The 23453-nt window shown below is 70.5% G+C and carries 17 protein-coding genes; 4 read left to right on the top strand and 13 right to left on the bottom strand.

What is annotated here, in order from left to right:
- Nucleotides 1–18: 18 nt before the first annotated feature.
- Complete coding sequence (locus WMF36_RS02190) at nt 19–1620, bottom strand: serine/threonine-protein kinase (protein WP_437577904.1); 1602 nt, start codon at nt 1618–1620, stop codon at nt 19–21.
- Nucleotides 1621–1758: 138 nt separating this feature from the next.
- A complete protein-coding gene (locus WMF36_RS02185; RefSeq protein WP_437577903.1) occupies nt 1759–2358 on the bottom strand; it encodes a hypothetical protein in 600 nt (199 codons plus the stop codon).
- A 422-nt stretch (nt 2359–2780) separates the two neighbouring features.
- Here WMF36_RS02185 and treS point away from each other — a divergent pair, with 422 nt between their 5' ends.
- From treS to WMF36_RS02165, 4 genes are all read left to right on the top strand, one after another.
- The gene (gene treS, locus WMF36_RS02180) at nt 2781–6176 is read left to right on the top strand and encodes a maltose alpha-D-glucosyltransferase (protein ID WP_437577902.1); all 3396 of its coding nucleotides are present in this window, start codon (nt 2781–2783) and stop codon (nt 6174–6176) included.
- 463 nt (nt 6177–6639) lie between these two features.
- Nucleotides 6640–7506 carry a hypothetical protein gene (locus WMF36_RS02175; protein ID WP_437577900.1) on the top strand — a complete coding sequence of 289 codons (867 nt, stop codon included), beginning with the start codon at nt 6640–6642 and terminating at the stop codon, nt 7504–7506.
- 105 nt (nt 7507–7611) lie between these two features.
- Complete coding sequence (locus WMF36_RS02170) at nt 7612–8151, top strand: hypothetical protein (protein WP_437577899.1); 540 nt, start codon at nt 7612–7614, stop codon at nt 8149–8151.
- A 214-nt stretch (nt 8152–8365) separates the two neighbouring features.
- Nucleotides 8366–8953 (top strand): superoxide dismutase family protein, encoded by a 588-nt coding sequence (locus WMF36_RS02165; protein ID WP_437577898.1) that lies wholly within the window; start codon nt 8366–8368, stop codon nt 8951–8953.
- A gap of 398 nt (nt 8954–9351) precedes the next feature.
- Here WMF36_RS02165 and WMF36_RS02160 read toward each other — a convergent pair whose 3' ends face one another.
- The 11 genes from WMF36_RS02160 to WMF36_RS02110 all read right to left on the bottom strand — a co-directional run bounded on the left by WMF36_RS02160 (nt 9352) and on the right by WMF36_RS02110 (nt 23405).
- Nucleotides 9352–11001 (bottom strand): serine/threonine protein kinase, encoded by a 1650-nt coding sequence (locus tag WMF36_RS02160; protein WP_437577897.1) that lies wholly within the window; start codon nt 10999–11001, stop codon nt 9352–9354.
- A gap of 546 nt (nt 11002–11547) precedes the next feature.
- Nucleotides 11548–12474 (bottom strand): alpha/beta fold hydrolase, encoded by a 927-nt coding sequence (locus tag WMF36_RS02155; RefSeq protein WP_437577896.1) that lies wholly within the window; start codon nt 12472–12474, stop codon nt 11548–11550.
- A gap of 14 nt (nt 12475–12488) precedes the next feature.
- Nucleotides 12489–12803, bottom strand: a complete 315-nt coding sequence (locus WMF36_RS02150) for a hypothetical protein (protein WP_437577895.1) — start codon at nt 12801–12803, stop codon at nt 12489–12491.
- Nucleotides 12804–13176: 373 nt separating this feature from the next.
- A complete protein-coding gene (locus tag WMF36_RS02145) occupies nt 13177–14823 on the bottom strand; it encodes a fumarate hydratase (protein ID WP_437577894.1) in 1647 nt (548 codons plus the stop codon).
- A gap of 91 nt (nt 14824–14914) precedes the next feature.
- Nucleotides 14915–15685, bottom strand: coding sequence for a thioesterase II family protein (locus WMF36_RS02140; protein ID WP_437577893.1), 771 nt, complete (start codon nt 15683–15685; stop codon nt 14915–14917).
- A gap of 42 nt (nt 15686–15727) precedes the next feature.
- Nucleotides 15728–16684 carry a hypothetical protein gene (locus WMF36_RS02135; RefSeq protein WP_437577892.1) on the bottom strand — a complete coding sequence of 319 codons (957 nt, stop codon included), beginning with the start codon at nt 16682–16684 and terminating at the stop codon, nt 15728–15730.
- 282 nt (nt 16685–16966) lie between these two features.
- Nucleotides 16967–18157: a substrate-binding domain-containing protein gene (locus WMF36_RS02130; protein ID WP_437577890.1), complete on the bottom strand. Its 1191-nt coding sequence runs from the start codon at nt 18155–18157 to the stop codon at nt 16967–16969.
- A gap of 40 nt (nt 18158–18197) precedes the next feature.
- The gene (locus WMF36_RS02125) at nt 18198–18599 is read right to left on the bottom strand and encodes a hypothetical protein (protein ID WP_437577889.1); all 402 of its coding nucleotides are present in this window, start codon (nt 18597–18599) and stop codon (nt 18198–18200) included.
- Nucleotides 18600–18612: 13 nt separating this feature from the next.
- Entirely contained in the window at nt 18613–19608 is a 996-nt protein-coding gene (locus WMF36_RS02120; RefSeq protein ID WP_437577888.1) for a hypothetical protein, read from the bottom strand.
- The gene (locus WMF36_RS02115; RefSeq protein ID WP_437577887.1) at nt 19605–21290 is read right to left on the bottom strand and encodes a serine/threonine-protein kinase; all 1686 of its coding nucleotides are present in this window, start codon (nt 21288–21290) and stop codon (nt 19605–19607) included. The genes WMF36_RS02120 and WMF36_RS02115 overlap by 4 nt, the downstream gene beginning before the upstream one ends.
- A 147-nt stretch (nt 21291–21437) precedes the next feature.
- Complete coding sequence (locus WMF36_RS02110; protein WP_437577886.1) at nt 21438–23405, bottom strand: 4-alpha-glucanotransferase; 1968 nt, start codon at nt 23403–23405, stop codon at nt 21438–21440.
- Nucleotides 23406–23453 lie beyond the last annotated feature (48 nt).

The following is a 23453-nucleotide window of genomic DNA, read 5'->3' as shown; positions in this document are numbered from 1 at the left end:
GCCCGATGCCCGCGGGGCTCAGCCGAAGGCGTCGACGGCCGCCTTGGCCGCCCGGCCCGCCAGCGACGGCGGCGCGACAGACTCCCACCACGCCCCCGCGTGGCGCTCGGTCCACTCGGCGTCCATGCGGAGCGCGGCGAGCCGCTCGGACAGCTCGCGCGCCGACTGCGGCCGCCTCGCCGGATCCTTCTCGAGGCAGTCGAGCACGAGGCGATCGAGCGCCGGCGGGATCGGGCGCGCCGCGCGCTTCGACGGCGCGACGGGCACCTCCGTCGCGTGGAGCAGCACCGTCTTCATCGCGGTCTCGGCCTCGAACACGAGGGCGCCCGTGAGCAGCCAGTAGGCGACGCACCCGAGCGCGTAGATGTCGGTCCGGCCGTCGACCGGGCGATCGCCGAGCACCACCTCCGGGGCCATGAAGGCAGGCGTCCCGGTGATCGCGTTGTCCGCGGTCAGCGTGGAGGGGGCCGCGTCCTTCCTGCGCTCGGCCACCAGCCCGAAGTCGAGCACCTTCAAGAAATCGAGCTCCGCGCCGTAGCGGCACAGGAAGAGGTTGGCGGGCTTGATGTCGCGGTGCACAAGGAAGGCCTTGTGCGCCTCGTGGAGCGAATGGCAGGCCTGCCGGAGCAGGTGGACCACCCGCGCGGGCGGCTGCGGACCGTCCAGCTTGACGAGGGTGTCGAGGTCCATGCCATCGAGCAGCTCCATCACGTAGTAGAAGGACCCGTCGTGGGCGACGCCGAAGTCGAAGATGCCGATCGTGTGCGGTGACCGGAGCGCCGCGGTCGCCTGCGCCTCGCGCTCGAACCGCGCCTTCGCGTTGCCGTTGCTCGCCGCCTCGCCCTGGAACGCCTCCGGGCGGATCAGCTTCACGGCCGCGGGGCGCGCGAGCATCCGGTGCTTCGCCCGCCACACCTCGCCCATGCCGCCGCCGCCGAGCCGCTCGACGAGGCGGTAACTGCCGAGCTCCCGCGCCGCGTCGAGCTTGCGCCCCAGCCCGAAGACCACGCGCGACACGAACACGGAGAGCGCCAGCGCGATGACGCTCGGGAAGAAGCGGCGGAACATCGCCTCGCGCGAGGGCATTTCCATGAAGTCCGACCGGACGAGCACCCAGAGGCACGCCGGCTCGGTGAGGATCGCCATCGTCGACGTGAGCAGCGTGCGCACGCTCGGGGCCGGGACGATGATGGGGAACATCAGCACCCAGATGGCCACCGGCGACCAGCCCGGCAGCATCGGCCCCTCCGGCCACGGCTGCGCGTTGGTGACGACCGCGATCGAGGCGGCGCCCAGGATCTTGTAGGCGAACGAGAGATCGACGATCCACGACGGCGAGAGCAGCCGACGCCGCGCGACCACGAAGAGCGCCGCCGAGACGAGCATGAACGGCAGGTAGACCGCGAAGCGGATCAGGTGAGGGCCGAGCTCGAGGCCCGGGATGAGCTCGGACACGATGAAGCCGAAGGCGCCCACGAGGAGCGTGCAGAGCGACATCCACGCGACGCGCCGCACCGCCTCCTGCTCGAGGTCCGGGGGGAGCCGCGGCGCCAGCCAGTCCCAGCGCGACCTCGCGCAGGTCCTGCTGGCATCGGGGCCGAGAAATACGGTCTCGCTCATGGCGTCGCGCGCGGCGCGCGGCCGCGTCCGCCTGCATTTAGGGGAGCACGCAGGCGGCGGGAATAGAAGAGCCGAGCGGCGCCCTCGCCGCCGCGCTCCGCCGACTCGCCCTCCCTGCCCGCGCGCGGCGGCGTTACTTTACTTGGAGAAGACCTGCGCGGCCGCGAGCCCGGCGCCCTTCGTCGCCTTGAGGATCACCTTGCCCGGTCCGCCGACCGGCAGCGGGTTCTTCCAGCAGCCCGAGGCCTTGCCGCCGAGCGTCGCCGCGGCGCCGGTGGTGCTGTCTTGCGCGAGGACGACGGGCGGGAGCGCGGGCGCCGGCTGCGACACGAGCTGGATGTCGAGCTCCTGGACGCCGATGCCGATGCCGACGACCGTGTAGCACTTGCCGGCCGAGATGTTGATGTCCTGCTCGAGCGTCTGGCCCTCCTGGAACTGCCCCGCGAACGGCCCGCCGTCCGCCTTCATGCCCGGGGCCTCCGTCGTTCCCATCCCCTGCAGGATCGGCGTCGCGGCCACCGCGGCGACCGGCGGGATCGGCGTGGCGGCGGGGCCCGCGGGCGCGACCGAGGTGGTCGTGGGCACCGCCGTCGCGGTCGTGGTCGGCACCGCCGAGGCGCACCACTGACCCGGCGGGCAGGGGTTGCTCGGGTCGATCGTCGGCTCAGGGGTCGACGAGCACGCGAGCGCTCCGAGCGCTGCGAGGGAGAGCGGGAGTACCTGGAAGACACGCATCATGAGAATGCTCCTTCGATGGGCATGAGCTCGCCCGATCACAGGACGAGGTGCCGGCGCTTCTTACACCGGCTGCGGTTCGACGTGTGGGTCGAGCTCGCGAAGCAGCGATCTCGACAGCAAACGCGCCGCGCAGCGCTGCGCGACGCGTTCGCTGTCGCCGCGCCGCTTTGCGCCCCGCGCGTGGCGTGCTATCCGAGGTCGGGCCTGCGCGGTCTTGCAATTCCAAGTAGTTAAACTATACACGTGATTCGCGTCACCTGCGTGGGACGGCAGTGCGCGCCCAGTGGTGGACCTCCGCAGCGTGCCTTGCCTCCTGGCCTCCTCTGGCCCGGGCGGCGTGCTCACGCCGCATCAGGCCCGCACCGCTGTGTCCTGAGCGCCCGGCATCGTCGCGCGGATAACGCGCATCCGTCGGAGCAGCTATGAGCCAGGATCAGAAGCCCCCTCCCGCCGAAGGCAGCGCCCTCTGGTACAAGGACGCGATCATCTACGAGGTCCATGTCCGCGCGTTCAGCGACTCGAACGCCGACGGCATCGGCGACTTCGAGGGGCTCGTCGACAAGCTCGACTACCTTCAAGACCTCGGCGTCACCGCGATCTGGCTCCTGCCTTTTTACCCCTCGCCGCTTCGCGACGGCGGATACGACATCGCGGACTACGCCAGCATCAACCCGTCTTATGGGACCCGGCGCGACTTCGCCCGCCTCCTGCGCGAGGCGCACCGCCGCGACATCCGCGTCATCACCGAGCTCGTCCTGAACCACACATCGAACGAGCATGAGTGGTTCCAGCGGGCGCGGACCTCGCCCAAGGGCTCGCGCTGGCGCGACTTCTACGTGTGGAGCGACACGCCCCACCTCTACAAGGACGCCCGGATCATCTTCAAGGACTTCGAGACGTCGAACTGGGCGTGGGATCCGGTGGCCAACGCCTATTACTGGCACCGCTTCTATTCCCACCAGCCCGACCTCAACTTCGAGAACCCGGACGTGCACGCCGCCGTGTTCAAGGTGATCGACTTCTGGCTGGAGATGGGCGTCGACGGGCTGCGGCTCGACGCCGTGCCGTACCTCTACGAGCGCGAGGGGACGAACTGCGAGAACCTGCCGGAGACGCACGAGTTCCTGCGGAAGGTCCGGCGCCACATCGACGCGAACTTCTCCGATCGCATGCTCCTCGCCGAGGCCAACCAATGGCCCGCCGACGCCGCGGCGTACTTCGGCGACGGCGACGAGTGCCACATGAACTTCCACTTCCCGCTGATGCCCAGGATGTTCATGGCGGTGGAGCTCGAGGACAGCTTCCCGATCGTCAACATCCTGAAGCAGACGCCCGTGGTCCACGAGACCTGCCAGTGGGCGACGTTCCTCCGGAACCACGACGAGCTGACGCTCGAGATGGTGACCGACGAGGACCGGGACTACATGTACCGCGTCTACGCGCAGGAGCACACGGCGCGGATCAACCTGGGCATCCGGAGGCGGCTCGCCCCGCTCATGAAGACGCGGCGCAGGATCGAGCTGATGAACGGGTTGCTCTTCTCGCTGCCGGGGACGCCCGTCCTCTATTACGGCGACGAGATCGGGATGGGCGACAACATCTATCTCGGCGACCGCGACGGCGTGCGCACACCGATGCAGTGGAGCGCGGATCGGAACGCCGGCTTCTCCCGGGCGAACCCGCAGAAGCTCTACCTGCCGATCATCATCGACCCCGAGTACCACTACGAGGCGATCAACGTCGAGGCGCAGCAGCAGAACCCCGCCTCGCTCCTCTGGTGGATGAAGCGGCTCATGACCCTGCGCAAGCAGCACAAGGTGCTTGGCCGCGGCACGATCGAGTTCCTGCACCCGGACAACAGCAAGGTGCTCGCGTTCATCCGCGCGCACGGGGACGAGCGGCTGCTCATCGTGGCGAACCTGTCGCGGTACGCGCAGTACGTCGAGCTCGATCTCGCGCGCTTCGAGGGCATGGTGCCTGTCGAGCTGTTCGGCAGGAGTCGCTTCCCGGAGGTCACGAGCCGCGGCTACTCGCTTTCGCTCGGGCCGCATGACTTCTTCTGGTTCGCGCTGGAGCCCGCGACGCCGGTGGCCGCCGCGGGCGAGAGCCAGGCGGCGCCCGCGATCTCGACGAAGGGCTCGTGGCGGGCGCTGCTCTCCCCCGACGGGCGCAGGGCGCTCGAGCCGGCGCTCGGGAAGTTCATCGCGGCACGTCGCTGGTTCCGCGGCAAGGCGCGCACCCGGCGCGCCACGACGCTCGCGGACGTCGTCCCGATCGTGCGCAACGAGCAGACGGTGGCGGAGCACTACCTCCTGCTGGTGCGCATCGAGTACACGGACGGCTCGCCGGAGACGTACGTCGTGCCGATCGGCTTCGCCACGGGCGATCACGCGCGGGCGCTCGCGACGCGCACGCGCCACGCGGTGATCGCGGACGTCACGGTGCGCGATCCGGACCCGGAGAGCGCGGCGTCGCCCGAGGGCGTCCTGTACGACGCGCTGACCACCCCGGAGTTCGCCGCGCTGATCCTCGCCGCGATCCGGGCGCGGGGCGTCGCCACGGGCGCCGCCGGCGAGCTCCATGCCCTGCCGCTCGGGACGACGCTCGAGGCGCTCGGCGCGGAGGGAGAGCTCACGGCGCGCATCGCCGAGAGCGAGCAGAGCAACACGACCATCATTTACGGCGACAAGCTGCTCCTCAAGATCTTCCGGCAGGTCGAGGAGGGCATCAACCCGGAGCTCGAGATCGGCAGGTTCCTGACGGACCAGCAGTTCCCCGCGACGGCGCGGCTCGCCGGGGCGATCGAGTACCAGGGCCGCGGTCGCGAGACGACCACGGTGGCGATGCTGCAGGAGTTCGTGCAGAGCCAGAGCGACGCGTGGAAGACCACGCTCGAGTCGCTGAACCGCTTCTTCGAGCGGGTGCTCGCCGACGAGGAGTCGGTGAAGGGGAGCGCGCCGCCCATGCCGGCCGGCACGCTCGTCGACGCGTCGCGCGCGACGCCTCCCCCCGTGGTGAACCAGCTGATGGGCACCGATCTCGTGCGGATGCGGCTGCTCGGCGAGCGCACCGCGCAGCTTCACCTCACGCTCGGGAAGGAGAGCAAGGATCCTGCGTTCGGGCAGCAGCCGTTCACGACGCTGCACCAGCAGTCGCTGTTCCAGTCGGCGCACGGCATGCTCTCGCGCACCTTCACCCTGATCCGGAAGCGCGAGCGCGCGCTCCCCGAGAACGTGCGCGAGCACGCGGCGGCGCTGCTCGCGCGCGAGGCCGAGATCAACGCGAAGCTCCAGCAGGTCCTGTCGCGGAAGTTCAACGTCACCCGCATCCGCTCGCATGGAGATTTTCACCTCGGCCAGGTGCTCTCGACGGGCGACGACTTCATCCTGATCGATTTCGAGGGCGAGCCGGCGCGGCCGCTCAGCGAGCGCCGTTACAAGCGGTGCCCGCTCCGGGACGTGTCGGGGATGCTGCGCTCGTTCGACTACGCCGGCGCCTCGGCGCTCCGGGACAACCGCATCCGGCCGGAGGACGTCGCCGTGCTCAAGCCGTGGACCGACGCCTGGGTGGCCTGGGTCTCCGCGAGCTACCTCGCGGGCTACCTGGAGACGATCGCGCGCGCCCAGGCCACGGCAGAGGCGCGGACCGACGACTGGGCTCCGTTCGTGCCCGCGAGCGACGCCGACACGGTGCTCCTGCTCGACTTCTACATGCTCGAAAAGTGCATCTACGAGGTCGGCTACGAGCTCAACAATCGACCCGACTGGCTGGACATCCCGCTGCGCGGGCTGGAGCAGTTGATTACGCCCAAGGCGTAATTCACCGCCTGCCTCCCCCTCCTCCCCCCTCCCTCTTCCTCTCCGTTCAGCCGGTCAGAACGCATCGGGCGCGCCCTGCCGAGCGCGCGCCCGACGTGTACAGCGCCCGCGGAGACCTGACGGAGGCGCGTGGTGGGCTGCTCGGTGCCCGAGCCCGCCCGCGTCACGCCGCGAGACGCATCCGGCGGCGCTCGCATCGGGGCTCGACAGGGGAAGGTGCTTTGGTGTGGAGCGATTGGCCCGCTCGACAGGCGAAGAGTCGAGTCGTGCGGCGGCTGTCTCTGCTAGGCTGCCAGCCTGCGCGGCCGACGGACAGCCCCAGGAGCGCGGTTGACCTGAACCTCGGGCCAGGAGGTCCTACCCAGTGAGCACGATGTCGCAACTCGGCTTGGGACTGCGCATTGCCGCCGCTCTTCTGATTTTCTCATCCAATGTTCACGCCGAGCCCTCAAATAATGATGCGGTGACCCGTTTGCGTGCGCAGGCGAACGCCGCGCAGGCGGAGGGTCGTTTCGCCGAGTCGCGGGAGCTCTGGGAGGCGATCTGGAAACTGGAGCGCTCGCAGGTCGCCGCCTGCAATATCGGGGCGCTCGCCTACCGGATCGGCGACGCGCCCGCTGCCGTGCGCTGGCTGTCGCTCTGCAAGGAGATCATGCGGCCGCCGAGCACGCCGGGGGAGCGCGACCTCTACGAGTCGCGGATCTTCGACCTGGCGCGCGCGCGCCAGCTCGTCGGCGAGCTCCGCATCGTCCTCCCTGCCGGGGCTACCTGCACCATCGACGGCGAGCAGGTCTCGGTCGAGCGCGACAAGACGATCCCCGTCAACCCGGGGCGCCACGCCGTGGTGGCAACGCTGAGCGGCGCCGCCGTCCGGGTCGACGTCGATGTCCGCCGCGGGGAGATCCGCGACGTACGGCTCGATGTGACGGCTCCGGCGCTCAGGCCCACGCCGACGAGGGGCCCTGCGCTCGCGAGCTCGCCGCCGGCTTCCGGGCTGCGGACCGGCCTCATCCTCGGGGGCGTCGCGGCCTCGACGCTCTTCCTGGCGCTCGGCGGCGGGCTGATGGTCGTGGCGCACGACGCGGAGATGAGCCGGAACGAGACCGCGCGCAGCGTCGGCGGCAACAACTGCCTTCGCCTCATCGCGCCGGAGTGCAAGCGGGCCGCCCGGTACGAGAACACCATGTTCACGGCGCGCGAGCTCGGCGCCGCCAGCTTCATCACGGGCGGCGTGCTGGCCGCCGGCACGCTCGGGTTTGCGCTCTTCACACACCCGCACGCCGAGATCACCGCGTCGGCCAGCGGCATGACGCTCAGCGGGGTGTGGTGATCCCGGTCCTCCGCTGAGCGCGCCGGCGCGCTGGACGAAGCGGGATGCGCCGTTATCCTCGAGCGCTGGATGATCCGGCTGGAGCTCGCAGGTGCGCATACGCGGTTGCACTCGACCTTGTGCGGCGCCTGCCCGCAGGGGCCGACCGGCTGCTGCGCCAGCCCGCCGGGGGTCGAGTGGTCGGACATCGGGAGGATCGTGTCGCTCGGCGGCGCAGGCTGGCTGCTCGATCAGATGACCGCAGGCACCCTGCGCCCCGGCCGGCGCGGCCTGCTCATCCTGCGCGTCGAGCCCCAGGGCAGCGACGGCCACCCGCTGCCGAAGAGGTGCGCTTTCCACGGTCCCGAGGGCTGCACCATCCCGCCGCAGCGGCGCGCGGCGACGTGCAATTACTATGTCTGCGACGACGCCTTCGCGCACGGGGGCGAGCTTCGCGGGGCCCCTGAAGCGCTGGCCGGCCGCAGGGCCCATGACGCTCTCGTGGACCTCTACGGGAGCTGGGATCTCGAGCTCGCCGATCGCATCCATGCAAGCTGGCCAGAGGGCCCTCCCTGGAACCAGGGTTTTCTCGCTTGGCTTGGTCGAGAAGTGGATCGTCTCGCTGCCAGGGCGGTCTCGTCCACGCGGGCGCTCAGGACTGGATAGCCCACCGCGCGCCGGAGCGCCGAAGCAGGGCGGCCGGGCCACATCTTTCTATGATCGACGCAATTTCGTCACCGGACGGGCGATCCATGCGCGATTTTTATGGCGGAGCTGCTTGGACGCTCGCCATGTTAGGACATACTCGTGCCCTCGATGGCTTGGTCGCGTCCGGGGGCAACTGCCTGCCCGCTCGGGTCGCGCCGAGAAAAGGAGACTTATGTCACGGTGGTTGAAGCTCTCGTTGCTCGCCCTTGGCGCTGGCGCTCTCTTGACCGCGTGCGGGGATGACGGCGAGTCGTCCGCTGGTACCAGCAGCACGTCGTCCACGACCGGCGCGGGTGGCGGCGACGCCTCGACGAGCACTTCCGCGTCGGGGAGCGGCGGCGGCGACGGCGGGAACGGCGGCGGCGCGTCCCTGCGGGCCGAGGCGGAGATCCAGGGGTTGAACTCGAGCGACCTGACCGGGACCGCGGCCTTCACGCAGACCGGAGAGGAGGTGACGCTCACCATCACGCTGTCGGGCTGCCCTGCTGGCGAGCACTCCGCTCACATCCACGAGAACAAGAGCTGCGGCAGCAACGGTGATGATGCGGGCGCCCACTGGGTGCCCAACGGCGAAGGACTCGGCGGCTTCACGTGCGATGCGAGTGGCCTGGGCACGCAGATGGTCAAGCGCGGGACCGACGTCTGGACCGTCGGCGACGGCGCGGACACCGACGTGACGAAGTACGCGATCGTCGTGCACGCCGCGGCAGACCCGGACGCCGGCGGCCGCATCGGCTGCGGCCTCATCGAGCAGGAGTAACCCTCCGCGGAGCTCGCCCGTCCGGGCCCTCCGGGGGTGGTGGCCTAATTGCCCCGGAGTGATTCACATGAAGGCAGGAAGTTCATTGATCTTTTATTCCCGCCTTCCCGCCTTCCTGTTCAAATCCGGCCACCCCCTCCGGGGGGCGTATCGGCCCCCCGGCTAGCGCGCTCTCCCTGGGCTCGGAGCCGCTCGCGCCGTCCGTAAGAGACAACGCGGGACTCGGCCGCAGCCAGCCAGAGCGACGGTCCTCCGCATCTGTACATGCCGCGCAGAGCGGCGGTCACCCGCACAGGAGACGGGCCCAGATCGGCGTTTTCGGCGCGGAAGCGCACTCCAGTGCGCTGAGCACCGAAAACGTCGAGGTGGGCCCGTATCCGAAGCGGGTGACCGCCGCTCTAACGGGGCTCGGAGTCTCGCTTGGGCATCACCGTGACCTCCTGACGCCGGAGGGTGACGGTGCGCTCGATGACGTCCGACGCAGAGAGCTGCAGAAAGATCGATTCGTCGAACCAGCCGGACCTGGACACCACGACGACCTGCATTCCCCGCGGCAGCTCGACGCTGAGCGGCGTCTTGCCGAGCATGCTCCCGTTCCAGCTCACGTTCGCGTCCGCAGGCTCGCTCCGGATCGTGACCTTGGCCTTCGCCACGTTCGGTTCGACCACCTGCTCGGCCCTGGAATCGACGATAGGCCGGTCTGACGAGGCAGTCTCCACCGGCCCCACCTGCCTCTCGAGGAGCATCGCGCCGGCGCCGGCGGCCAGCAACGCCGCCACGCCGAGCGCGGAGGCGAGATAGCCGCGCTGCCGCCAGGACGAGACGCGCCCCACCGTCGCGCCCAGGCTGTCGGGATCGACGGCCGCAGGCTCGTGCTGGTAGTTCACGGGGCTGCTGTGATCGCTGAGGACAGGCAGCCCCGCCGCGGTCGCGGAGGGCCACATGGAGCGGTTCATCCCCATGACCATCGAGGCGCGCGGGAACTCACCGAGCATCGAGGTGCGCTGGATGTCGCCCGTGACGTCCAGCGAGCTCAGGTACTCGAACTGCGTGGTGACCTGCTGGCGCACGAGCGCCCTGCTCTCCGCGAACATCTCGAGCACGTGCGCGCCGAGCTGCTCCGTCCGGATGTCCTCGCCAGAGGCCCGCAGGTAGCTCTCCAGCGCGTCGCCCATCTCCTGCGCGGTGGCGAATCGTCGCGCCGGGTCCCGCTGGAGCGCCCGCGCCACGATCTCTTCGAGCTCCGGGTCGATGTCCGGCACGACGGTGGAGAGCCGGGGGATGTCCCGCGAGAGCAGCTGGTGCATGACGGCGACATGATCGCCGTCGAACAGCCGCCGCATCGCCAGGAGCTCCCAGAGCACGATGCCGATCGCGAAGATATCGGCCCGCCGGTCGACATCCGCGCTCGCCATCGCCTGCTCGGGCGCGGCGTACGCCATCTTGCCCTTGAACGTTCCATTCTCGGTGTGCGCCGCGTTCAGGGACGCCTTCGCAACGCCGAAATCGACGATCTTTACCGCGCCGTCGTACGTGACGAAGATGTTGTGCGGCGAGACGTCGCGGTGCACGACGCCGATCAGGTCGCCGTCGAAATCCGTGAGCTCATGCGCGTAGTGCAGCCCGCGCAGCGCCTCGGCGATGACCCTGACCCACGCCGCGCGCGTGAAGCTCGCGGCGCCGGGACAGCCGCTGACCACCGCCCTCACGATGTCCTTGAGCGGCTGCCCCTCGAGGTACTCCATCACGATGAAGTACCCGCCGCTCTCGCCCCCGATCTCGTAGGTCTGAACGACGTTCGGGTGGTTGAGCCGGGCCGAGAGCTTGGCCTCGTCCAGGAACATCAGGACGTAGCGCGGGTCCTCCGCCATCCCGACGCGGAGACACTTCACAACAACAAGCTTGTTGAACGACCCAGGCCCGCGGGAGACGGCGAGGAACACATCCGCCATTCCACCGCGGCCTAATTTTGCAATCAGGCGGTATCGACCAAGCAAGCTACTGCTCGCTTGCTTGTTCGTCGAGATGGTTTGGCCGCCTGCATTCACGACATCCCCCGCTATAAGAGCTTAATTACCCCGTTGACCGGAAGTTTGCAAAGACTTTTATGTTTGGAAACACGCCGCGCACCTCCCGGACGCGTGCCGCGCCGCTCCATCGTCCGGCCGTCACACCGTGGCATTGTTGCGCAGCGCTCCATCGCAGGCCGCGGGGGGAAACGCCGTCGAGGCAACGAATGTCAGGGTCCTAACGAACTCGCCAAAACTGGACCGGTCCGCATGTGACCGTGCACACGGAGCGCCCACGCTACCTCACCAGCCGCCCGGCAACGGCGTCATGGTTCACGGCGAGGGAACGCGATGGACGACGCAGGTCCTCGGAGGTCCGCCGCGGAAGCGGGCGCCGCGCGAGTCGAAGTCGGAGAGGAGGCCTTGCCGTGATGCAGCCCACTCGATCGCTGGCGTCTCCTGGAAGGACCCCGAGGACGCCGGTTGTCTCGTCGTTCGCCACCAACCCCGGGGCTCAGCAAGAACTCGACGTCCGCCCTGCGCGGAGCTGCCCCCGCGCTGTCCTGGTCGTTCTTCGAGGAGCGTCTACCAGGGGTCCTGCGCCCAGAACCTGCGCACGACCTCGAGCGTGGCGTCGAGCTGCTCGAAGTGGGGGAGGCCCCGCGTGGGCGCGACGCGAGCGACCTCCACACGCGTATTCTGCTGCTGGAGATCGTCGAGACGGTCGAAGCGCGAATACGGGTCCTGATCGTGGACGATCAAGGTGGGGACGGGCAGACGCGCATAAAGGCGCTGGAAGGCGCCCTCCGTGAACAGGGCGCCGGAGATGAACGCGAGGGGGGCGCGGTGGGCGCCAGGCTCCTTCGAGGTGCGGATGGCGTAGTCGACCAGGCCGGGATCCGGGGCGCCGACGAAGCTCTTCTTCAGGAACCAGCGAATGCTCGGCGGCGACGCCAGCACGCGATAGAGCGCCTCCGCGACGGGGGGAACGTGCGAGACGGCCCGGAGGACGACGTTGGCGCCGGGCGCCTCGCGGCCGAGCCCCGTCGGGGAGACGAGCACGAGGCTGTGGACGAGGCTCATCTCCTCGCAGGCGACGGCGGCGACGAACTCCGAGGAGAGGGAGAGCGCGATGACATCGGCGCCGCCCGGCTCGCGCACCACGTCCGTGAGGAAGCGGCGCACGGCGGCGCGGTAGAGCTCGCGATCGTAAGCGCGGTCCGATCGCTCCGAGAGGCCGAATCCCGGGAGATCGAGCGCATAGACAGGCCTATTCCGGCGCAGCGCATTGAACAGGGGAGCCATCTCCTTGGACGAGGCGGCCGCGTCGACCCCATGAACGAGCACGACCGGGCGCCCCGCCGCGCGCGTGTCGACATAATAGGCGAGGCGCCCCGCGCTCCACGTGTCCACGTGCCGGACCTCCGCGTCCAGCGCACCGGCCAGGGGCGCGCGCTCCGTCCTGCGAAGCGCGCTCGGCACGAACCGATCGACGACCCCATCAAGGCTCATCGCACGCGCTCCCATCACGTCTCCTCCGGCGAGGGCATCCCCTCATCATCCGCGCGCTCGAGATCGGCGATGCTCGCGGTCCTCGGAGCCGGCCGCGCCTCGACGCCGCCAGCATCGGCCCGTCCACCCTGCCCAGCGTCGCGGCGCTTGTCGCGCTCTCCGCGCTCCACCTGATCCGAGACCTCCTGAGCCGCGCGCACCAGCCGCTCCATGCGCTCCTCCTCCATGTGATGGCGAGCCCCGTCCGGACCGCCGTGCCGATCCTCGAAACGGTGGTGCCCAGCATCTGCAGGGCCATGGAACACCGTGCGATCAGGTCGAAGTGTCATTCTCAGCTCCTTCCGCACGAGGTCAAAGCACGGACCGTGCCCCCGCGGACCGCAGATCCAGGGACGCTCGTGGAGCCGAAACCGGACTGAACAGGCGCAAAGACGCCTCGAATGTGACCTTTTGCCACGGTCGACCCCCGTTCATGGCAGCAGGTCAGGAGCCGCGTCACGAGTGGACGAAACAGGGGCTCTCCGCGTTCGATCCGGAGGACATGATCGTCAGTCCAACTCGTTATTTCCGCTCCGCCGACGCGGAGCGCCCGGAGGTCCTGGAAGATCGGGTGCGCGCAGAGAGGGGGCGACCGGGCCGCGGCCGCGCCGGCGCTGGAGGCCGAGGGAGCGCTGCCCGGCCGCGATTCCCGGGCTCGGGAGCTCAGCCCGCGACGTCGAGCTTCCGGCCGGCCGGCTTGTTGATGTCGGCGAAGAAATCGTTGCCCTTGTCGTCGACCACGATGAAGGCGGGGAAATCCTCGACCTCGATCTTCCAGACCGCCTCCATGCCGAGCTCGGGGTACTCGAGCACCTCGACCTTCTTGATGCAGTCCTTGGCGAGGCGCGCGGCCGGGCCGCCGATCGAGCCCAGGTAGAAGCCGCCGTGCTTCTTGCACGCCGCGGTGACCGCGGGCGAGCGGTTGCCCTTGGCGAGCATAACGTGGCTGCCGCCGTTCGCCTGGAAGAGATCGACGTACGCGTCCATCCGGCCGGCCGTGGTGGGCCCGAACGAGCCGGAGGCATAGCCCGCCGGCGTCTTCGCGGGCCCCGCGTAGTAGACCATGAACTCCTGCATGTAGCTCGGCATGCCGTCGCCGCGATCGAGGCGCTCCTTGATCTTGGCGTGCGCGATGTCGCGCGCGACGATCAGTGGCCCGCTCAGCGAGAGCCGCGTCCGGATCGGGGACTTCGAGAGCTCGGCGCGGATCTCGCGCATGGGGCGGCGGAGATCGAGCTTCACGACCTCGCCCCCCAGATCCGCGTCCGTGGTGTCGGGCAGGTACTTCGCGGGATCGGCCTCGAGCTGCTCGAGGAAGATGCCCTCGCGCGTGATCTTGCCGAGGGCCTGCCGGTCCGCGGAGCACGAGACGGCGATGCCCACCGGGCACGAGGCGCCGTGCCGCGGCAGGCGGATGACCCGCACGTCATGACAGAAGTACTTGCCCCCGAACTGGGCGCCGATCCCCGTCCGCTGCGCGAGCTCGAGGACCTTCTGCTCGAGGTCGCGATCGCGGAAGCCGCGACCGCGCGCGTTGCCCTCGGCCGGGAGCGTGTCGAGGTAGCGCGCCGAGGCGAGCTTCGCGACCTTGAGCGTGTGCTCGGCCGAGGTGCCGCCGACGACGATGGCGAGGTGGTACGGCGGGCACGCCGCCGTGCCGAGCGCGCGGATCTTGGCCTCGACGAAGGAGAGCAGGCTCTCCGGGTTCAGGAGCGCCTTGGTCTCCTGGTAAAGATAGCTCTTGTTCGCGGAGCCGCCGCCCTTCGCCATGAACAGGAGCTTGTAGGCGTCGCCGTCCGTCGCGAAGATCTCGATCTGCGCAGGGAGGTTGTCGTTCGTGTTGACCTCCTTGTACATGTCGAGCGGCGCGAGCTGCGAATAGCGGAGGTTCTGCACGCGGTAGGTCTCGAAGACGCCGCGCGCGATCGCCGCCTCGTCGCCGCCGCCCGTGAAGACGAGCTGGCCCTTCTTGCCCATGATGATGGCCGTGCCGGTGTCCTGGCACGACGGAAGCACGCCCCCCGCGGCGATGCTCGCGTTCTTGAGGAGCTCGAGGGCGACGAAGCGGTCGTTCGACGAGGCGTCGGGATCGGCGAGGATCCGCGCGAGCTGCGCGAGGTGACCGGGCCGGAGGAGGTGGGCGATGTCGCGCATGGCCTCGCGCGCGAGCAGCGTGAGCCCCGCCGGCTCGACCTTGAGGAAGGTCGAGCCGGCGGCCTCGAAGGTGGAGACATGGTCGCGGCTGACGAGGCGGTAAGGCGTCTCGTCATGGCCGAGGGGCAGCATGTCCTGGTACTGAAAATCGGTCATCGTTCGGGTCTCCGGGGGGCAGGGAGGCTGCGGGTCCCCCTGTTTTTGCATGGCTCCGGCCCCGGGCTCAACACCCACCCAGCGCCGGGCGTCACACGGGCAGCTCGCGCTCGGCGCCGTCGAGGAGGGCTCCAATCGACCGCAGGAGGGGCTGCCGGGCGCTCCGCAGGAAGAAGTGCCCGCCGGGGAACATCTCGACCCGGAAGGGCCCGCGCGTGTGCTCGCGCCAGGCCTCGAGCTCGGCGCGGTCCGCGCGCTCGTCCTCGATGCCCCCGAAGGCGGAGATCGGGCAGTCGAGCGCAGCCTCGGGGACGAACGGCTCGGCCTCGTTGACCGCCACATCCGCGCGCAGGGTGGGCAGGAAGAGCGCCAGGAGCTCCGGCTCGCGCAGCACCTCGTCGGGCGTGCCGCCCATGCGGCGGAGCCACGCCAGGAACTCGTGATCGGGCAGGCCGTGGAGCGGCGCCGGGCCGGGCAGGTGGGGCGCGCGCCGGCCCGACAGGAGGAGATGGCGCGGCGAGGGAGCGCCCCGCCGGCGCAGCTCGCGCGCGAGCTCGAAGCTCACCAGCGCGCCGAGGCTGTGGCCGTAGAAGGCGAACGGCTTCGTGAGCCAGCGCTCGAGCGCGGTCGCGAGGGCCTGGACAAGCAGGGTGAGGCGCTCGAAGGGCGGCTCCCTCAGGCGCGCCTCCCGGCCCGGGAGCTTGATCGCGCAGAGCTCCGTGTGCGCCGGGAGCTCGCGCCACCAGGCGCCGTAGATCGACGAGCCGCCGCCGGCATAGGGAAAGCAGAAGAGACGAAGCCGGGCAGCGGGGTTCGGCCGAGGGCAGCCCACCCAAGGATCGGAGATCGAGCTCGTGGTCATCGTGCGGCGCTCAGCGTAGCTCGACGCTGCCGCGCTCGCCTCCTACCATTTGCTGCCGAGGGCGACGCGGATGGTGGCGACCTTCCCCTGGTTCAGGCCGAAGCCGAGGTCGTCGTCCAGCGCGACAAGCGCGCCGACGCGGGTGAAGGAGCCCTTCACGAGCGGCTCCCAGCCGATGAACGGCTCCGCCGCCAGCTGGGCGGAGTTGCTCGACGAGAGGGGGAAGGCAGCCTGGAGGCGCATGCCGATGCCGAAGTTGCCGAACGGGCGGAACTCGATCTCGTTGCCTTGCTCGATCACGGTCTTCGTGAAGTCCCCTTCCCGGGTCGGCATGAAGATCTGCGTCGCGACGTCGTGGGTGAGGAACAGGACCTTGCCGAAGTGGATCTCGGTCCCGACGCGCGCCCGGAGGGCCCAGTGCCCGAGCAGCACGCGCTGCGCGTCGAAGTAGGCCCGCGCGGGGAAATTCGCCACCGCCGCGACCTCGAGGTCCGCGCTCGGGTGCGGGTGGAGCGGGACCGTCACGCTCATGCCGCCGAAGAGCGCGAGGTTCGGCAGCGCGTTGAGGGCGTAGTGCAGGCCGAACGTGGGATTGCCGAGGAAGAAATCGCTGTAGTCTGCGGTGCTCCAGAATCGCTTGCCAAACAGGTCCGTGGAGTGGGGGCCCGAGACGTCGCCGTAAGCGAACGGCATCTCGGCGTCGAGGTGGAGACCCGCGAAGAGCTGGTACTGCATCACGGCGGTGATGGCGATGCCGAGCCGATCGGACTCCGAGAGCGTGACCTCATCCGGCCCCGGGCGCGCCTCGATGATCTGCTCCTGGTACGACGAGGTGAGGACGTCGACCTCGAATCCGAACCGGCCTCCCTGGGTCTTCGCCCAACGCTCCTTCGTCTTGTCCGTGATGGGCTGCCGCGGCGCCGCCTCCTGCGCCAGCGCAGGCGCGGCCAGGGAGAGCATGAGGAACAGGGTGCCAAGAGACGCTTTGGTCGTGCTCACCTGGTGTCTCCCATCTCGTTCTCGACTCACGGGCTCTGCGGGCGATTGACCACCTTGTCGCACTGTGCCGCCGCGTCGTACGGGCGAGGCCCCATGACCGCGGCGCTCGCCCGGATCAATGCAGCCCGAGGGGGCTGGATGCAAGCTTTTTGACCGACGCGACCGTGCGACGCCCTGCGTCGAGCGGCCGCGCCGGAGGGCGGGCAGGTCGCCCGATCGAGGCGAGGCAGCGCAACGTCGCGACCGGAGCGGCGTCGAGCGGCAGCCGGCGCGGGCGTCAGATCATTGCGGCTCGCAATAGCCGAAGTTGCACTTCGGGGCGTCCGCCGGGCAGTCCGCGTCGCTGTCGCAAGGTGCGCAGTCGGCGCCGCCGCCGGCGACAGCATCGAAGTAACACCAGCACGACCGCGTCGGCATGAACGACGCGAGCGGCCCCATCTCCTCGGTGCGCCGCGCCCGCATGGCGCACTCGGGGACGACATCGTGCTGCGCCTCGAGCTTGATGAGATCGAGCCCCGCGGGCGGCTGCTTCCTGCCGGTGAGATAGTCGATCACCAGCGCCGCGCCGTCGCTCAGCGGAGCTCCGGTGTTGATGTTGACGTGGGTGAGGAAGTGGAGAGGGCCCCAGATCGCGTAATGGCCGTCTCTGACGTTGCGCTTGTCGCGCTTCAGAGGATCGGAGTCGGGGTAATAACCGCATTGCTGGTCGTAGTGCTGGTAAGCGAGCACCTTGAGCAGCGAGGCGCTCTCGCTCGCCACGTTGGCGCCGAGGATGCCGAGCGTGCTCTCCCCGGCCGTCGAAAACGCCACGCTGTTCCTCATGTCGTCGCTCGACGTCGTGGGCGTCCCCAGCCAGCGCGACGCCGGGACACGGATCGCCGCCGCCATCATCTGCTGCGTGCCGGAGCCGGCGTTGCGCTGAAAGATGAAGCGCTCGTCGAGCCACGGGGCCACGCCGGAGCCCTGGCCGAACCCGTACACGAAGTACGCGGCCTCGGCGCTGATCGACTCCTGCGTCGAGGCGTTGGGGACGACGAAGGTCATCGGCTGGATCGGACCGGTGAAATCGCTGACCGTGCTCGAGGTCGTGAAGGCGGCGTCGCAGGTCGTCGCGAACACGTCGGACACCGCGACGTCGATCGGGCTCCCGGCCGGATCGGCGTCGCACAGGAGCTCGGTGTCGGCGTCCCAGTAGGTCAGGCCGGCGCCCGAGAGCGGCGCGCCCTCGAAGAACGCGGTGACCCCGGAGCACGAGCCTTGCCCCTGGTAGACGACGGAGATGGGGGGTGTCGACGCGCTGAGCACCTTCGCGAGCTCGGCGAGGAACGGCTTCACCGCGCTCGATCCGGTGACGTAGACCGGGAACGGCAGCGAGGAGCACGGCACGGCCTGCTGCGCCGCCGCGGGCGACGCCACGGCGAGGGCGCCGAGCAGCGCCGCCGCGGGGTGGAAGATCGGGCAGGACCGGAACATCCCATCGCACATCATCGTCGCATCACATCCGCGGCCTGGGTCAGCGACCCCCGCCCGCTCCTGTCTCCGGCAACGGCGGAAGCTCGCCGTCGCGGAGGTTCGTGAGCCTCCCGTTGTCGAACGGCCGGCACGCCGCGTCGGTGCAGGCGTTGAGGAGCTGCTCGTTCGTCGCTGGCGTGCAGCTGTAGCAACCGTTGTCGCCGTCGCACCCGCCCGGCGAGGCGCCGTCCGCAGGCACGCAGACGTGCCCGCCGGGGTCGCACCGGGCGCCGTCGAACCGCGCGCAGTCGGCGTCCGTGGCGCACTGCCGATCCCGCTGCTCGACGATCACCGAGCACGAGGCGAGCACGAGCGAGAGCGCCGCGCAAAGGCAGGCGCCAAGCGCGCGCGATGACCGCCGCGTGAGGTGCCGCTGGTCCGCTGCGAAGGGCTGCCGTTGCATGACGCGCGCCGCCCTAGAAGGTGCCGAGGAGCCGGAAGGACGACGGAGCAACCACGGCCCGGATCGAGGGCAACGAGGCGTGGGCTCCGCCGGAGCGCTCCGCGCCGCCGGCGACGGTGAGGTAGAGCGCGACCCCGCCGACGAGCACGGCGGCGCCAGCGAGCAGATCGGTGGTGACCGCGAGCGTCGCGGTCCGGGTCCGCGCGCGCTCGATCGCCTGCGCGTCGCCCGGGAAGTCGGCGAGCTCGGCGCCGAGAGCGCGCGAGGCGCCGAGCGCGAGGACCCCGGTGACCGCCGCGCCCGCGGCGAGGGCGCCGGTCGCGATCCAGGGCAGGACGGGCACGCTCCGCTCCTGGCGAGATGCTCGGTCCATGGCGACGCCGGGCTGCTCCGGCGAAGGCGCGACGAGGCGAGGGCCGGCGCGCACGGCCTGCTGGGCTTGCGCGTCGGGGATCTCGAGCCTGAGCTCGACCTGATCGCCGCCGGCCACGTCGATGACCCGCGTGACGGCCGGGCGGCCCGCCGCCGCAGCGACGATGCGCCGCCGCCCGGCGCTCATCAGCAACGGCTCGGCGAGCGGGGTCCTGCCCACCGGGACGTCGTCGACGGCGATCTCCATGTCGGGCACCGAGGTCGAGAGGGCGACGGTCGCGACGCGGCCCCGCAGCACGGCGATGTCCCGCTCGACCTCGGCCCGCCGGTCGGCCGCGATCTGCGCGCCGCCGTCGGTCAGGTACCGCTCGAAGGCGCGCAGCGCGCAGGCGTAGTCCCTGAGCTGGTAACACGCCCCCGCGACGTTGTAGAGCACCTGATACGCAGGCGCGAGCGCGTAGGCGCGGCGGAACTCCGTGAGCGCCGCGCTGTAATCGGCCTCGTTGTAGAGCTCGACGCCGCGCCGGAAGCGCGCGTCGGCCTCGGCGGTACCGTCGGTCGGCCCGGCGAGCGCGACGCCCGGAAGGCCGAAGACGATCGCCGCGGCGGCGAGGGCGAGGGCTCGCGAGGTCGTCATCGGGCGTAGGGGCTCTCCAGGTCGATTCCGCGCCCCCGCTTCTCGTCGCCGCGCGGCGGGACAGGCGGCGGCGTCGCGGCCGCCGAGGAGGCCGCGATCGCCGGCGTGCTCCGGGCGATCGGCGCCGGTCTTGATCGCAGCGCGCCCGGATCGCGCTCCAGCGCGAGCTTCACGACGAGATCGTTGCTCGCCGTGATCTTCTCTTCCTGCGCAAGGAAACCCGGCGCTTCGGCGCGGACGACGCGCACGCGCCCGTCCTTGAGGAGCTGGCCCTCGTAACCGCCGCTCGACAGCGGCGCTCCATCGAGGAAGAGCCGCGCCTCCGCGGGCGAGACGCGGACCACGAGGCGCACCTCCTCCGGCTGCGCGGAAGGCGCCGCCGCCGGCGGAGCGGTGAGCGCCTCGAGGGGGCCGGCCGGCGCCGTGCGCGACAGCGGTGGACGCAGGAGTCCAGCACCCACGACGCCCGCGGCGAGGAGGAAGGCGATCGCGGTCGCGGCCACCACCCGACTCCGGCGCGAGGCGCGCCCGCGGTGCCTGGTTCGCCCGGTCTGCCCCGTCCCCGTCGAGCTCACCGAGGGCGGCATCGAGCTCGCGTCCGACGGGCTGAACGCCGCGGGGGCCGTCAAGGTCGGGGTCATCGACACCGGACCGGCGCCGATCTTCGGGAGGTCCGAGATGGTGATCTTCGGGTAGCTGCCGGACCAGCGCACGTCGCGCAGCTGCTCCTCGACGAGCTGCTGGATCCGCGCGCGATCGTCCGCGAACCGGCTCGCCACGAACACGCCGACCTCGCGAGCGCTCATTCCAGGATGGTGCTCGCGGAGCCAGCGCTCGAGATCCGCGTGCAGCTCGGCCGCGGTGGCGTGGCGCTCGCCGAGCGCCGGCGCGAGCGCCCGTCCGCAGATCCGCTCGAGCTCGGGGTCGACGTGCGGCGCGGCCACCCGGAGATCCGGGAGCTCGCCCAGGCCGAGCCGCCCGAGGATCGCGAGGTCGTTGTAGCCCTTCCACATCCGCCTCCCCGCGATGGCCTCCCAGAGGATCACGCCGACGGCGAAGACGTCGGAGCGCCGGTCCACGCGCTCGCCTCGCGACTGCTCCGGCGACATATAGGCCACCTTGCCCTTGAGCATGCCGGCGCGCGTCTCGGACAACGAATCTGCCGCCTTCGCGATCCCGAAATCGACGACCTTGATGACGCCGTCGTAGGTGACGAAGATGTTCTGCGGGCTCGCGTCGCGGTGGACCACCTGAATGGGCGTGCCGTCGAAATCGCGCAGTTCGTGCGCGTAATGGAGCCCGGCGAGCGCGTCGGTCAGGATCCGCACCTGAACGGGGAGCGACAGATCGGTCAACCCCACGCGGGTGCGGAGCTGGCTGAGCGGCTGGCCGTCGAGGTACTCCATGGCGATGAAGAGCCGCTCGCCGTCCTCGCCCACCTCGTACGTCTGCACGACGTTCGGATGGTTGAGCCGGGCCGCGAGGCGCGCCTCGTCGAGGAACATGGCGAGGATCTCGGCGTCCTCGCAGAGCTCGACCCGCGCCCTCTTCAGCACCACCAGCTTGTTGAAGCCGGCCGGACCGCGGGCGACCGCGAGGCAGACGTCGGCCATCCCGCCCCTGCCGATCTCGGCGATGGGGCGGTACTTGCGCCAACCTTGGGGGTCGCTGGGAACGCTCATTCGACCTAGGCCAGCTCCATCCCCGAGGGGAAAGCCAGGCCCGAGGATGCGCTCAGCCTGTTACTTGCACGCAAACGCCGGGTGACGTTCGCGCGAATTAGGCCGCGAGCGGGGGGGGCGCGCGCGGCCAGCACTGGCCGCGCGCGCTCAGCGCTGACCGCGGGCCGGGCCGGACCGGCGCTCCAGCCGCGCGGCGAGGTCACGGCGCTCCTGCGACTCCGCGCCTCCCCGGGCGCGCAGCGCGAGCGCGAGGACGCGCGGGAGATCGAGCGCCTCGCCGCGCGCGCGCATCTCGGAATAGGAGCGCTCGTAATCGCGGGGCACCCGCAGCGACCAGTTGTGATCGCCTATCGTCCCGGGAGCATTGTAGATCTCCTTCACCCCGAGCAGATCGGAGAAGAAGACCATCACGTTCGACGCCTGGCTCGCGAAGAGGTCGGCGAACTTGGCCTGCGCGAGCGCGCGCGGGTCGGACGCGAGCGCGCGCGCCATCGCGCCCTCCTCGGCCGGCGAGGGCGCCAGCCGGGCAGCGAGGTACGCCGCCTGCCGCTCGAGCGCGGAGGCGCGCGCCCACGTGTCGACGAGCCTCCAGAGCGGCGGCGTGTCGTGGGTCCCCACCATGATCCAGTCGGAGGGCGCGGCGTTCTCGCTGCGATAGACGTCCTTCGGGTTGTCGAGATCGGCCTTCTGCGTGACCCGGAAGCGCCCCAGCCCGTGCCGCTCGAGGACGGCCCTGAGCGGGTACGGGAGCGTGCTCAGGACCTCGCACACGACGTCGGTGATGGCGCGCCCGTGGGCCTCCGCGCAGCTCGCGATGGTGTCGAAGATCACGCTGTAGCGCCCGACCTGCTCCGGCGTCAGCGAGGCGACCCAGTCGTCCGCGTACCGGGGCACGGCGCGGTTCAGCTGCGCAGGAGAGACGATCGCGTAGCGGGCGAGCAGCGGGTGGTCCGGCAGGTCGGGCGACGAGAAGAGCCGCGCCCCACCCTGGACCGCGCGGAGCGGATCGGGGGCGCCGGCGGCGTACACCCACGGGCAGACGAGGCCGTGCGGGTGATCGAGGCGCACCCCGTCGAACTCGTCGAACATCTTGTCCATCCGCGCCCGCACGAGCGCGAGCGCGCCGGAGGAGCCGTCCGTGTACTGCGCCGGATCCAGGACAGGGTAGTTCCACACCTGGCCCTCCGGGTTGGTCCGGCTCGGCGGCGCCCCCATCAGATAACCCTTCAGGAAGACCGATTGATGGGCCCAGGCATCCTGAGGCGAATAGCCAATCTGCAGATCTCCATAGAGCTTGAGCCCGAGCTCGGCCGTCACCGCCCGGAGCGCCGCGTGCTGCTCGTGCGCGAGGAGCTGGCAGAAGGCGTAGAGGTCGAGCTCGTCGCGGTACCGGTCGAGGAGCTCCCTCCTGCGCTCCGCGCAGGCGACCGCCTCGCCCGGGCCGGGCGCCCAGAGGCGGCGATCCAGATCCGGCGCGCCGGACCAGCCGTGAAACCAGCCGCTCCGGTGCTCGTCGCAGAGCGGACCGTAAAGCCCGTCCCGCTCGAGCCACGCCGCGTTCCGCTTCCTGAACGCGTCGAGCCGAGCGGCGAGGGCCCCGAGCTCGCCGCGCCTCCGCCCGTCGACGAACGACGCGTACGCCTCGCGCAGCGCGGCGCGCTGCGCGCGGTGGGCGTAGCCGTGCAGCGCGCGCCCCTCGCTGCCGCCGGGCTTCCCGGCCACGATCTTCGTCACCGACTCGGGGCGGAGGAGCACGCCCCAGGGGCCGTCCTCCGCCAGCCGAGCGAGCGCGATCGACAGCGTGCTCCGCGAGAAGATGGTGCCGTCGTACGGAGACGCGTTGTCGGCCGAGGTCTCCCCCTGGGGCCCGAGCTGGACGCCGTTGAACCCGAGATCGCGCGCAAACCGGAGGAACCGGCGCCCCCCCTCCGTGTACGGAGACCCGCGCCCGGTGTCCTCCGCGTCGTCCGACGGAAAGCTCGGATCGTGGATCGCGAGCACCAGGTTGCGGATGCCCAGGAGCTGCAATGCGGCCCTGACGAGCCCCCGCTCGTCCTCGTCCCCGCGCGCCTGGGCCTCTGCCGCGTTGCCCCTGTCGTCGCCGACGTCGTTCATCGCGGTAGGTATAGCGATGAACGGATCGGCCCGCCAAGGCGCGAAATC

It is taken from the genome of Sorangium sp. So ce887, assembly GCF_051521455.1.
GTDB lineage: Bacteria > Myxococcota_A > Polyangia > Polyangiales > Polyangiaceae > Sorangium.
The sequence above is the reverse complement of the archived record's forward strand: the minus strand, read 5'-3'. Positions and strand labels throughout refer to the sequence as shown.